The following is a 12,210-nucleotide window of genomic DNA, read 5'->3' as shown; positions in this document are numbered from 1 at the left end:
CGCTGTTGCAGCCTGCGCGAAACGTCTCATTGGAATGCGGCGCTCAAGGGCCGCTCCGATGATGAAATGAAGCCGGCGGCGGAGGGTTTCACCCTCCGCCGCTGAACCTCGACAATAAGACGGGGATCAGGCTATGGCCGCGAAGCTGCGATCTTCCAAGGGGCGCAGGGGCGTCACCACGTCCGCCAGCGGGGCCTCGGCGAACGGACGGCGCGCCAGAAGGTCGCCGTAGACGTCCAGATAACGGCGCGCCATGGCGGCGGCCGAGAAGCGCAGTTCGAACCGGGCGCGGATGGCCTCGCGGTCCAGGAGGCGGGCACGGTCGGCGGCGGCGACGGCCTGTTCCATGGTGTCCACCAGGAAGCCGGTGGCGCCGTCCTCGATGATTTCCGGCGTCGATCCGCAGCGGAAGGCCACCACCGGCGTGCCGCAGGCCATGGCCTCGATCATCACCAGGCCGAAGGGTTCGGGCCAGTCGATCGGGAACAACAGGGCCTCGGCGCCGCCCAGGAAGGCTGATTTCTGATGGTCGCCGATCTCGCCGATGAACTCGATCAGGGGATTGGCCTCGACCATGGGACGGATGGTCTCCTCCCAATAGATCTTGTCTGCGGCGTCCACCTTGGCGGCCATCTTCAGCGGGCGGCCCAGTTTGGTGGCGATCTCAATCGCGCGGTCGGGTCGTTTCTCGGGCGAGATGCGGCCCAGGAAGGCCAGATAGCCCTCTGACTTCGGCGAGAAGACATATTGGTCGCCGGGCATGCCGTGATGCACGGTCGCCTTCCAATTCGCATGGGGCAGGGGGCGGCGCTGGTCGTCCGAGATGGAAATCAGGCCGAAGTCGCTCCAGCGATCGTAAACGCCGGGCAGATCCTTCAGATCGAGCCGTCCATGCAATGTGGTGATGGTCCGGTCCGCATAGGGCCGGAACAGGGGGAAGTGGATCATGTCGGTGTGGAAGTGGATGACGTCGAACTGATCGACGCGATCCAGGACCTCGCTCAGCATGGTCATATGGGCGGCGAGATCGGACTTCAGCGGGGCGGGGTCCAGGCGGATGGCCTGGTCGCGGACGGGGACCAGCCGCGCCCGCGTCTGGGCGTCTGCGGAGGCGAACAGAGTGACCTCATGGCCCAGATCGACCAGGGCGTCTGTGAGATGGGCGACGACCCTTTCGGTGCCGCCATACAATTTGGGAGGCACAGCCTCATAAAGCGGTGTGACCTGCGCGATCTTCATCGATGTGCTTGCTCCAGCCCGGCGCTGCGGGCCTGTTCACATCAATGTTCACGCGGGTGCGCGGTTCCGTCGCGGAGACGAAATTTCCGTCGCAAATCCGGCGAGTTACAGAGCTTTACCGTAGGGCGGCTACTGCATCCCCGCCCGGACTTCCGCACGCAGGGCGTCGATCGACTTCAGCCCCTGGTCGGTCTTGAAGCGCCAGTAGGTCCAGCCGTTGCAGGCGGGGGCGTTCTCCAGCAGGGCGCCCAGCTTGTGGATCGAGCCGGTCAGGGAGCCCGACACCAGGGAGCCGTCGGCGCGGACGCGGGCCTCGCGCTCGCCCTTGGGGCAGTACAGACGGTCGCCGGGGTTCAGCAGGCCGGCCTCGACCAGGGCGCCGAAGGGCACCTTGGGCTCGGCGCGCTTGGAGCCCATGACGGCCAGGTCTTCGGGACTGGCGGGAATGACCGAGGCGATGCGGGTCTCGGCGACGGCCGCATAGGTCTCGTCCCGCTCGATGCCGATGTAGTGGCGACCGAGGCGTTTGGCGGCGGCGCCGGTGGTGCCGGTGCCGAAGAAGGGGTCCAGGACCACGTCGCCGGGGCGGGTGGCCGACAGCAGCACGCGGTGCAGCAGGGCCTCGGGCTTCTGGGTCGGATGGGCCTTCTTGCCGTCGGCGTCCTTGATCCGCTCCTCGCCGGTGCACAGGGCGAAGGTCCAGTCGGACCGCATCTGGGTGTCTTCGTTGAAGGCCTTCAGGGCGTCGTAGTTGAAGGTGTAGCGCTTCTGGTCGCGCGAGCGGGCGGCCCAGATCAGGGTCTCGTGGGCGTTGGTGAACCGGGTGCCCTTGAAGTTCGGCATTGGGTTGGACTTGCGCCAGATGATGTCGTTCAGCACCCAGAAGCCCAGGTCCTGGATCGCCGCGCCCAGGCGGAAGACGTTGTGATAGGAGCCGATCACCCAGATCGAGCCCTCGGGCTTCAGCACCCGGCGGCACTCGGTCAGCCAGGCGCGGGTGAAGGCGTCGTATTCGGCGAAGCTGCCGAACTTGTCCCAGTCGTCGTCAACCGCATCGACCTTGGAATTGTCGGGCCTCAGCAGGTCGCCGCCCAGCTGAAGATTATAGGGCGGGTCGGCGAAGACCATATCGACCGAGGCGTCGGGCAGGCTTTTCAGAATCTCGATGCAGTCGCCACGGTGAATGACGTCGGTCTGGAATTGGGACATGGAACGCGGCCTCGGAACGATGAGACCGGCATGGTGAATCCTTACGGTTAAGGCAGTGTTGATTCCGCCCTGTTCGGCGTCAGCCCGGGACCACCTTTACCCGACCCGCCGCCTCCCGCGCCCGTTCGCGGGCTTCGTCCACATCGGCGCCGCGCGCGGTCGCCACGCCCATGCGGCGGCGTTCATAGGCTTCGGGCTTGCCGAACAGGCGCAGGTCGGCAGTGGGGACGGACAAGGCCTCGGCGACGCCCTCGAAGGCGACGCCTTGGGCCTCCATGCCGCCGTAGATGACGGCGCTGGCGGCCGGTTCGCGCTGGGTCACGTCGACGGGCAGGCCCAGGATGGCGCGGGCGTGCAGCGCGAACTCGCTCATGGTCTGGCTGGCCAGGGTGACCAGGCCGGTGTCGTGGGGGCGGGGCGAGACCTCGGAGAACCAGACCTGGTCGCCCTTGACGAACAGTTCGACCCCGAACACGCCGAAACCGCCGAGGGCGTCGGTGACCTTGCCGGCGATGTCCTGCGAGGCGGCGAGGGCAGCGGGGCTCATGGCCTGGGGCTGCCAGCTCTCGACATAGTCGCCCTTGACCTGACGGTGGCCGATGGGGGCGCAGAAATCCGTGCGGGTCGAGCCGTCGGCGGCGCGCGAGCGGACGGTCAGCAGGGTGATCTCGAAATCGAAGTCGATCCGGCCCTCGACGATCACGCGGGCGCCGGCGACCCGGCCGCTGTCCTGCGCATAGGTCCAGGCGTCGGCGATTTCATCGGGGCTTTCGACAAAGGACTGGCCCTTGCCGGACGAGGACATGACCGGCTTGACGAAACAGGCGTAGCCGACGGTTTCGGCGCCGGCGGCCAGTTCCTGGGCGCTGCCCGCGAAGGCGTAGGGGCTGGTGGGCAGGCCCAGCTCTTCGGCGGCGAGACGGCGGATGCCCTCGCGGTTCATGGTCAGTTGGACGGCGCGGGCGGTGGGAATGACGCGAGCCATGCCGGCGGCCTCGATGTCGGCCAGGACCTCGGTGGCGATGGCCTCGATCTCGGGCACGATGATGTGCGGGGCCTCGGCCATGATCAGGCCGTTCAGCACCTGGGGGTCGGTCATCGGGATGACGTGGCTGCGGTGGGCCACCTGCATGGCCGGGGCGTTGGGATAACGGTCGACGGCGACGACCTCGACCCCCAGCCGCTGCAGCTCGATGGCGACCTCCTTGCCCAGTTCGCCGGAGCCGAGAAGCATGACGCGGACGGCGGTGTCGGAGAGGGGGGTGCCGAGTTTCATGGGGGGCTCCGGGGTTTGGATCAGGGCGTGGGGACGGCGTAGAGCTTGCGGAAGGCGTCCAAGGCCGCGCCGTGGTAGATGGTGGCGTGGGTCTCGGTCGGGCGGGGCGTGAAGCTCCAGCTCAGGCCGGGCAGGGCGTGGTCGCGCAGATTGGCGGTCAGGACGTCCATGGGGGCCTGCATCTCGGGGCCCTCGTCGCCCAGGGTCAGGATCAGGGTGCGCGGGTCGTTCGACTGGTCACGCAGACGGGCGCCGGACTGACGCGCCAGTTCGCCCCCGTCCCACCACAGGCTGGGGCTGACGGCGACATAGGCGTCGAACATCTGGGGTTCCTTGAGGAAGGTCTCGACCACGAACAGGCCGGCCAGGGATTCGCCCATCAGGGCGGTCTCGCCGCTGGTGCGGAAGCGCGTCTCGACGAAAGGCTGGACCTCTTCGGCCAGGAAGCGGCGGAAGCGGTCGGAATGGCCCTGGGTCGGATAGCGGGCGATCAGTTCGGGGTCTTGCGTCGGCAGGGCCAGTTCGTTGCGGCGGTCGACCGAAGCGATCCCGACCACGATCACGTCGCGGGTCGTGCCGACGACGGTTCCCAGCTGGGCGAGGCCCGAGATGTGGTGGAAGTCCTGATCCTGGCCGCCGTCGAGGACATAGAGGACGGGATAGGTCTTGCCGCTGCCCGCATAGCCGGGCGGCAGCCAGACACTGATCTCGCGCGTCGCGCCCATGACGGCGGAGGGGAGGGCGTAGGACCGGCCGATGACGATGGGGGTTTCGGCGGGGGCGGGCGTCTGGGTGTGGGCGACGGGGGCCGACAGGGCGAGGGTCAGAAGAAAGGCGAGGGCGCCCGATTTCATCGTCTGCTCCTGCTGATCCTTCTCCGCTTGCGGGAGAAGGCGGCCCGAAGGGCCGGATGAGGGGTTGGATGATGCGAAACGGCTCGGCCGGCGTGACCCCTCGCCCGACCGCGCCAGGACGACGGCTGCGCCGCCGTGCGCGGTCTCCCTCTCCCGCAGGGGGAGAGGGAGATGAAGAGAGATTACAGCCGCGCCTTCACCGCTGCGACGACGGCGTCGGCGGTGACGCCGAACTTGTCGTAGAGGACTTCGGCGGGGGCGGAGGCGCCGAAGCCGGTCATGCCGACGAAGGCGCCGTCTTCGCCGATGAACCGCTCCCAGCCTTGCTTGATCGCGGCCTCGACGGCGACACGCACCGTGCCGCGGCCGATGACCGAGGCCTGGTAGGCGGCGTCCTGCTGCTCGAACAGTTCGAAACAGGGGACGGAGACGACGCGGGTCGGCACGCCTTCGGCCTCAAGCGTCTCCGCCGCCTTCAGGGCCAGGGCCAGTTCCGTGCCCGTGCCGAACAGGGTGGCCCTGGCCTCGCCCGAGGCCGCCTTGATCTCATAGGCGCCCCTGGCGGAAAGGTTTTCCATCGCGGCGACGGTGCGGACTGCGGGGGTCTTCTGGCGCGACAGGGCCATGGCCGAAGGGGTGGTCTTGGACTGCAGGGCGATCTGCCAGCACTCCATGGCCTCGACCGTGTCGGCGGGGCGGAAGACGTTCAGGTTCGGGATGGCGCGAAGCGCCGCCAGATGTTCGACCGGCTGGTGGGTCGGGCCGTCCTCGCCCAGGCCGATCGAGTCGTGCGTCAGGACGTGGATGGCGCGGACCCCCATCAGGGCGCCCAGACGGATGGCCGGGCGGCTGTAGTCCGAGAAGACCATGAAGGTGCCGCCGTAGGGAATGATCCCGCCGTGCAGGGCCAGGCCGTTCATGGCGGCGGCCATGCCGAACTCGCGGATGCCCCAGTTGACGTAGCGGCCCTCATAGGTGGGCTGGTCGAAGATGGGGGTGCCGGCGACGAAGGTGTTGTTCGAGCCGGTCAGGTCGGCCGAGCCGCCGACCAGTTCGGGGATGGCGGCGAAGACCTGGTCCAGGGCGGCGCCCGAGGACTGGCGCGTGGCCTGGGCGGGCTGGGTTTCGATCAGTTCGGCGATCTTGGCGTTCAGGGCGTCGAAGGCGCCCTCGGGCAGGTCGCCCTTCATGGCGCGGGTGAAATCGGCGGCCTGGGGCGAGGCGGCGAGGCGGGCCTCCCACTTCTTGCGGTCCTTGGCGCCGCGACGGCCGACCTTGGCCCAGGCGTCGGCGATGGTCTGGGGCATTTCGAAGGGTTCGTGATCCCAGGCCAGGCCCAGGCGGGTGGCGGCGATCTCGGCGGCGCCCAGGGCGGCGCCGTGGGTCTTGTGGCTGCCTTCCATGGTGGCGGCGCCCTTGCCGATCTTGGTCTTGCAGGCGATCAGGGTGGGCTTGTCCTGGCGCGTCGCCCACTTCAGGGCGGCCTTGATGGCGTTCATGTCATGGCCGTCGATGGCCTTGACCGCCCAGCCGGCGGCCTTGAAGCGGGCCTTCTGGTCGGTGGCGTCCGACAGGGAGACCTTGCCGTCGATGGTGATCTCATTGTCGTCCCACAGGACGGTGAGCTTGTTCAGACGGTAGCGGCCGGCCAGGGCGATGGCCTCCTGAGACACGCCCTCCATCAGGCAGCCGTCGCCGGCGATGACCCAGGTGCGGTGATCGACCAGGTCCTCGCCGTATTTGGCGGCGAGGTGACGCTCGGCCATGGCGAAACCGACCGAGGTGGCCAGGCCCTGGCCCAGGGGGCCGGTGGTGACCTCGACGCCGGGCATATGGCCGTACTCGGGGTGGCCGGCGGTCTTGGAGCCCCACTGACGGAAGTTCGACAGCTCTTCCCTGGTCGCGGCCTTGTAGCCGGTCAGGTGCAGAAGCGCGTAGATCAGCATCGAGCCGTGGCCGGCCGACAGGATGAAACGGTCGCGGTCGGCCCAGTCGGGGCGGCTGGCGTCGAACTTCAGGAACTTGGAGAATAGGACCGTGGCGACGTCGGCCATGCCCATCGGCATGCCGGGGTGGCCCGACTTGGCCTTTTCGACTCCGTCCATGGCGAGGACGCGGATGGCGTTGGCCATCTGCTGGGGCGTGGCCTTGGGGGCGGATTTGACGTCGTTCACGAGGCGAGACCTTTCGGCGGGAACGGAAATTCAGAGGCGCGCCGCTTTACCCCGGCGCGTCCTCGGGTTCTATACGCAATTTGAAGGAGCGACCGATGGCAGACGCCACCACGGCCGCACGGGCCCGTATCGACCGGGCCCTGGCCGAACTGGAACGCAAGATCCTGGCGCTGAAGGCCCGACCGGCTTCGGCGCCGCCGATCGCCGACGACGATCTGTTCGCGCCCCGCAGCGATGCGAACGGGGCGGCGGACGCCGCACGCCTGGCCGAACTGGAGGCTGCGGGGCGCGAGGCGTCTGAAGCCTTGGGGCGGGCGGCCGAGGCCGTGCGAGAGGTGCTGGTCCAGGGCGAACGTCAGGCTCGCGATGAAATCGAAGGCGAGGCCGACTGATGGCGACGGTGACGGTGGAGGTGAACGGTCGCCCCTATGCGGTGGGCTGCGCCGACGGACAGGAGGAGCGGGTCCGCATCCTGGCCAAACAGTTCGACAACCAGGTGCGCCAGGTGGCCCAGGACGTCGGCCATGTGGGGGATCTGCGGCTTTTCCTGATGTCGGCTCTGATCCTGGCGGATGAGCTGCATGAGGCCCGACTGAACGGCGGCGGAGCGCCGGCCCCGATGGGCGACCCGGCGCCCACCCGTGACGGCGTGGCTGAGGCGCTGAATGCGGTTGCAGCCCGGATCGAGAAGATCGCCCAATCCATCTGAAGGCGGCTGATCGGATTACACCGCTTGAGAAGGCGGGGCGCAGGCCCTATCTTGTGCGACGGCGGGTCCTGCTGCGGCTCACGTCGGAGGCAACATTTCCTCGCGACCTTAATTCACTCGAAGGGATCTGTCCCTGTCCGGGCTCGAGGGCCTGGGCATATGGAGCCCACCTGGCTACCCAGGTCGAGAGGATTTAAACCGCTCTTCACGGTTCACGCGGCGCCGCCAACCCTTCCCCTTCTTCGCCCTGCGCGTGAGACGCGCGCCAGCTGAGCGCACCCATGTTCGACAAGCATGAACTCCGGTCCGCCGCCCGCGCGCGGCGCAAGGCCCTGGCCGGCGCCGACCCGACCGCCGCCCAACGCGCCGCCGACCACATCGACGCGCTGCCGCGGGGGTCGGTCGTCGCCCTCTATCGCGCCATGGGGTCCGAGCTGGACACCGGGGCCCTGGCTGTGGCGCTGGAGGCGGCGGGGCGGCGGCTGTGCCTTCCGGTGGTGCTGGAGCGGGACGCGCCCATGGTCTTTCGCGCCTGGTCGCCGGGCGAGCCTTTGGAGCTGGACGCCGCCGGCTGTCCCGCGCCCCTGCCGCTGACGGAGGTGGTGGAGCCGGACCTGATCATTACGCCGCTACTGGCCTTCGACGCGTCCGGGGGCCGGCTGGGGCAGGGCGGCGGCTTCTACGACCGCACCTTTGCGGCCCGGCCCGATGTGATCCGGGTGGGCTTCGCCTATGCGGGGCAGGCGGTGGAGGCGCTGAACCTGGAGGCGCACGACATGCGGCTGCACGGGGTGCTGACCGAGGCGGGGTATCGGGCGTTCTAAGGGATATGCCGTTGACATATCCGTCTGCATCGCGGATATGTCGAGCATGTCGGGACCGCTCAAAGCCACGGTGTTCAAGTCGAACCGTTCGCAAGCGGTTCGATTGCCCAAGGCCGTCGCCTTTCCTGACGACGTCAAGGAGCTGCGAGTGATCAAGGAAGGCAAAGGCCTTCTTCTTCTACCCGCAAACGCTGTCTGGGACGACTTTTTCGACCGGCCAGGCATCGATATCGGGGAGCCCGCCGATCCGGTGGACGACAGCGTCATTTCGTTCGACTGATGCTTGAGATCATGTTGGACACCAGCGTGTGCGTGCGCGCGCTGAGAGACCGTTCGGGCCTGCTGCGCTCGCACTTCAGATCGAGCGCAGACCGGCTTTGCCTTTCGACGATCGCCCTGATGGAATTGTTTTACGGGGTAAGCCTTTCGTCGCGGCCCGATCATCACAAGGCCGAGGTCGAGGACTTTGTTCAACGGCTCGTGCTGTTGGATTTTGACGATGAGGCGGCGGCCCACGCCGCCGACATCAAGACCTGTCTCAAGAGAGCCGGAACCCCCATCGGCGCTCACGACACCCTCATCGCAGGCCACGCGCGCAGTCGCGGCCTGCTCCTGCTGACCGGCAATCTGGGTGAGTTTCAACGCGTTCCCGGCCTGCGTTGCCAGGACTGGACGGAGTCTCTGACTTGAGATTGGCGTTTTTCGGCGACGTTATCGGCAAGTCCGGCCGTGACGGGATCAGCGATCATCTTCCGGGCCTGAAGCGCGACCTGAAGCTGGACTTCGTGGTGGTGAACGCCGAGAACGCCGCGGGCGGCTTCGGCATTACCGAGAATACGGCGCGTGAGCTGTTCATGGCGGGGGCGGACTGCCTGACCCTGGGCAATCACTCGTGGGACCAGCGCGAGGCCCTGACCTATATCGTGCGCGAGCCGCGTCTGATCCGGCCGGCCAACTATCCGCGGCTGATGGATGCGCCGGGCGCCGGGGCCAATCTGTTCGAGACCGACACGGGCCGCACCGTCTTGGTGATGAATGTGCTGGGCCGGGTGCATATGGACCCGATGGACGATCCGTTCGGGGCGGTGGAACGCGAGCTGGCGGCGGCGCCCCTGGGGGCCGTGGCCGACGCGGTCATCGTCGACATGCACTGCGAGGCGACCAGCGAGAAGATGGCCATGGGCCATTTCTGCGACGGGCGAGCGTCGCTGGTGGTCGGCACCCATACCCACGTCCCGACCGCCGACTGCCAGATCCTTCCGGGCGGCACGGCCTATCAGACCGACGCCGGCGGCTGCTGCGACTATGACAGCGTCATCGGCAACGAAAAGGAAGAGCCGCTGCGCCGTTTCACCACCCGGATTTCGGGCGGGCGCTATACGCCGGCGTCCGGGCCGGCCACCGTGTGCGGCGTCTTCGTGGAGACGGACGACCGGACGGGGCTGGCGACGCGGGTCGAGCCGATCCGGGTCGGCGGGCGGCTGAGCCAGGCGGTGCCGGTTCTCTGATCCGCACGGGAGAAGTCGCCGCACTCTCCTGGCCGAGGCGGATCCTATCTCAGTGGCTGATGTCGCCCATGCCCGTGAGGTGAAGGACGCCCTTTCCGGGCAGTTCGACGCGCAGTTCAAGGGTGCCGCCGGCCGCCTCGACGAACCGGCGCAGAGTGGACAGGTAGAGATCGGCCTGGCGTTCCATCTTGAGCACCGAAGGCTGCTTTACTCCAAGCGCCTGGGCGATCTGCTCCTGGCTGCGTTCGGCGAGCTCGCGCAACGCCTTCAGGCCTTCCACTTCGCCCACGAGTTCGGCGGCGCGGGCGTCGATGCGCGCCCGGCGGGCCTCGGGCAGCGCAGCCATGATCTCTTCGCGCGTGCGACCCATCTTATGTCTCCTTCAGCGCCCTCAAGTGGCTGGTGAACCGGCTGTCTGCCTTGGCGATAAGGCCTTTGTAAAATCGCTTCTGGGCCACGCCTGCCTTGTCGCCGGCGACCAGCAGGATGGCCTGCCGCTCCGGATCAAATGCGAACGCAACCCGCCAGACCCCGTCGGCCGCCTTGAACCGAAGTTCCTTCATGTTGGCGTGCCTTGACCCTGCCAGGGTGTCGGCATGGGGGCGGCCCAGCCGGGGCCCATAGACTTCCAACAGCGCCGTCATCGCCAATAGCTCGTCCTGGACTTCGACTGGGAGGGCGTCGAACTCTGGGTCGAACTCATCATGGTTGCTGACGGCCCATGGCATGTCGCTATATAGCTGAGAGGCTATATCCTGTCCATAGGCTCCAGCCTATGCGAGGTCATCACGCTGGCGTCAGCGTGTTCGATCCCGCCTCGATCGCGAAGGTCTGGCGGGTCGTCAGCACGCCCGAGCGGTCCGACACCTTGTCCAAAACCTTGAATTGAGTGGTCCAGACGGTCGGCGTGGCTTCACAGACCACATAGCCGCGCTGGGAGTTGCGGAACTTCAGCTGGGGATTGACGGCCATAAACCGGTCGTAGTCGGCGCCGCGGTCCGATCCGTCGCCGCGCGAGCTGATCGAGGTGCCGACGAACTCGACCGCGATGGGGGCGCCCTCGGGCTGGCTGCCGTCAAGCCACAGACCGCCCGCATAGTTTTGATGCTCGTCGCCGGTCAGGACCACGACATTGTCGATGCGGCGGTCGCGCATGTGGCTCAGCAGCCGGTTGCGCGGCACACGATAGCCGGCCCAGCTGTCGGTGTTGACCCCCTGGCCGCCGGAGGTGTTGCGGTTCAGGTCCATCATCATGACCTGTTGAGCCAGGGCCTTCCATCGGGCCTTGGACCGGTCGAGGTTGGTCAGCAGCCAAGCTTCCTGAGCGTCGCCCAGAACCTGGGCCGTCGTCGCCTCTATGCCGGGGCAGGCGGCGTTGAAGCGGTCATTGCAGGGCTGGTCCGTGCGATACTGGCGTGTGTCCAGGAAGGCGACGTCCAGCAAATCGCCGTACTGGGCCCGGCGATAGGCCTGCATGCCCGCGCCGCGCGGGAAGGCCGACTTCCGCATCGGCATGAATTCGTAGAAGGCCTGCATGGCGGCGGCGCGACGCAGCAGGAAGACTTCGGGCGGCGTATCGTCCTGATCAATGTCGCCGACCCAGTTGTTGTCCACCTCGTGGTCGTCATAGGTGCAGAACCAGGCGGCCGAGGCGCGCGAGGCCTGAAGGTCGGCGTCCATGGTGTACTGGGAATAGCGGCGGCGATAGTCGTCCAGGCTGTAGACCTCGCCGCCCAGGTGGACGCGGGTGTTGTCCTGCGGACCGGCGCCCGACTGGTAGATGGGATTGCCGCGGCCCTCATAGATGTAGTCGCCGTAGCAGAAGATGAAATCCAGCTCCTCGTCCGCCATCTTGCGGTGAGCGGTGTAATAGCCCTGCTCATAGTCCTGGCAGCCGGCGACGCCGAAGCGGACGGCCGAGACGGAGGCGCCGGCCAGGGGGGCGGTCTTGGCGCGCCCGACGCCGCTGCGCTCGGTCCCGCACTGGAAACGGTAGAAATAGGGACGGGCGGGCTCCAGCCCCTCGACCTCGACATGGACGGAATGGCCCAGCTCGGGCCGGGCGATCGCCTCGCCGGAACGGACGACGGTGTTGAAACCCCGGTCGGCGGCGACCTCCCACTTCACGGCGACGGGCGCCTTGGGCATGCCGGAGCCGTAGGCGAGCGGGTCGGGGGCCAGGCGCGTCCAGATGACGAAGCCGTCCGGGAGCGGGTCGCCCGCCGTCACGCCCAGCCGGAAGGGATTCACATCGAACACGGCCTGGGCCAGGGCGGGGCCGGTCGGCGACAGGGCCAGGCCGCCGCCGAAAGCCGCAAGCACGGAACGGCGGGAAAGAGCGAGGCGGGTCATCGGCGCATCCTGAGTTTTCGTCGCCTTTATCCCTACAATGTGACAGGTCTTCCGGCTGCGGGGGG

Annotated in this window: 14 protein-coding genes and 1 other RNA gene; 7 read left to right on the top strand and 8 right to left on the bottom strand. The window is 67.7% G+C overall.

Annotation, left to right across the window (positions count from 1 at the left end; translation table 11 throughout):
* Positions 1-126: 126 nt before the first annotated feature.
* The 5 genes from ACW178_RS13885 to tkt form a co-directional block, all read right to left on the bottom strand.
* On the bottom strand, positions 127-1,239 hold the full coding sequence (locus ACW178_RS13885; protein WP_152950791.1) for a glycosyltransferase family 4 protein: 1,113 nt from the start codon (positions 1,237-1,239) through the stop codon (positions 127-129).
* Between the two features lie 129 nt (positions 1,240-1,368).
* The gene (locus ACW178_RS13880; protein ID WP_152950790.1) at positions 1,369-2,448 is read right to left on the bottom strand and encodes a site-specific DNA-methyltransferase; all 1,080 of its coding nucleotides are present in this window, start codon (positions 2,446-2,448) and stop codon (positions 1,369-1,371) included.
* A gap of 79 nt (positions 2,449-2,527) precedes the next feature.
* Positions 2,528-3,724, bottom strand: a complete 1,197-nt coding sequence (gene purT, locus ACW178_RS13875; RefSeq protein ID WP_191554380.1) for a formate-dependent phosphoribosylglycinamide formyltransferase — start codon at positions 3,722-3,724, stop codon at positions 2,528-2,530.
* A gap of 20 nt (positions 3,725-3,744) precedes the next feature.
* A complete protein-coding gene (locus tag ACW178_RS13870) occupies positions 3,745-4,578 on the bottom strand; it encodes an alpha/beta hydrolase (RefSeq protein ID WP_191554379.1) in 834 nt (277 codons plus the stop codon).
* Between the two features lie 182 nt (positions 4,579-4,760).
* A complete protein-coding gene (gene tkt / locus ACW178_RS13865) occupies positions 4,761-6,710 on the bottom strand; it encodes a transketolase (protein ID WP_492025058.1) in 1,950 nt (649 codons plus the stop codon).
* Positions 6,711-6,847: 137 nt separating this feature from the next.
* Between tkt and ACW178_RS13860 the strand changes: the two genes are divergently transcribed.
* From ACW178_RS13860 to ACW178_RS13830, 7 genes are all read left to right on the top strand, one after another.
* Positions 6,848-7,144, top strand: a complete 297-nt coding sequence (locus ACW178_RS13860) for a hypothetical protein (RefSeq protein ID WP_054766424.1) — start codon at positions 6,848-6,850, stop codon at positions 7,142-7,144.
* Positions 7,144-7,461 carry a cell division protein ZapA gene (locus tag ACW178_RS13855; protein WP_191554377.1) on the top strand — a complete coding sequence of 106 codons (318 nt, stop codon included), beginning with the start codon at positions 7,144-7,146 and terminating at the stop codon, positions 7,459-7,461. The genes ACW178_RS13860 and ACW178_RS13855 overlap by 1 nt, the downstream gene beginning before the upstream one ends.
* A 65-nt stretch (positions 7,462-7,526) precedes the next feature.
* Positions 7,527-7,688, top strand: a non-coding RNA gene (ssrS, locus tag ACW178_RS13850) — 6S RNA.
* A gap of 54 nt (positions 7,689-7,742) precedes the next feature.
* Complete coding sequence (locus ACW178_RS13845) at positions 7,743-8,285, top strand: 5-formyltetrahydrofolate cyclo-ligase (protein WP_492024670.1); 543 nt, start codon at positions 7,743-7,745, stop codon at positions 8,283-8,285.
* Positions 8,286-8,331: 46 nt separating this feature from the next.
* Positions 8,332-8,565, top strand: coding sequence for a type II toxin-antitoxin system VapB family antitoxin (gene vapB, locus ACW178_RS13840; protein WP_287104733.1), 234 nt, complete (start codon positions 8,332-8,334; stop codon positions 8,563-8,565).
* Complete coding sequence (locus ACW178_RS13835) at positions 8,565-8,975, top strand: PIN domain-containing protein (RefSeq protein ID WP_287104734.1); 411 nt, start codon at positions 8,565-8,567, stop codon at positions 8,973-8,975. The genes vapB and ACW178_RS13835 overlap by 1 nt, the downstream gene beginning before the upstream one ends.
* Positions 8,972-9,793, top strand: a complete 822-nt coding sequence (locus tag ACW178_RS13830; RefSeq protein ID WP_054766419.1) for a TIGR00282 family metallophosphoesterase — start codon at positions 8,972-8,974, stop codon at positions 9,791-9,793. The genes ACW178_RS13835 and ACW178_RS13830 overlap by 4 nt, the downstream gene beginning before the upstream one ends.
* 49 nt (positions 9,794-9,842) lie before the next feature.
* Here the strand turns inward: ACW178_RS13830 and ACW178_RS13825 are convergent, their stop codons facing one another.
* Genes ACW178_RS13825 through ACW178_RS13815 form a run of 3 tightly spaced genes read right to left on the bottom strand, consistent with a single transcriptional unit; the run spans position 9,843 to position 12,145 of the window.
* Complete coding sequence (locus tag ACW178_RS13825) at positions 9,843-10,163, bottom strand: XRE family transcriptional regulator (protein WP_182714043.1); 321 nt, start codon at positions 10,161-10,163, stop codon at positions 9,843-9,845.
* Position 10,164: 1 nt separating this feature from the next.
* A complete protein-coding gene (locus ACW178_RS13820; protein WP_201462980.1) occupies positions 10,165-10,521 on the bottom strand; it encodes a type II toxin-antitoxin system RelE/ParE family toxin in 357 nt (118 codons plus the stop codon).
* Between the two features lie 58 nt (positions 10,522-10,579).
* Entirely contained in the window at positions 10,580-12,145 is a 1,566-nt protein-coding gene (locus ACW178_RS13815) for an alkaline phosphatase D family protein (RefSeq protein WP_492024669.1), read from the bottom strand.
* Positions 12,146-12,210 lie beyond the last annotated feature (65 nt).

It is taken from the genome of Brevundimonas sp. AVps4 (genome assembly GCF_058681525.1).
This window is presented reverse-complemented; position numbering and strand designations above follow the sequence as displayed.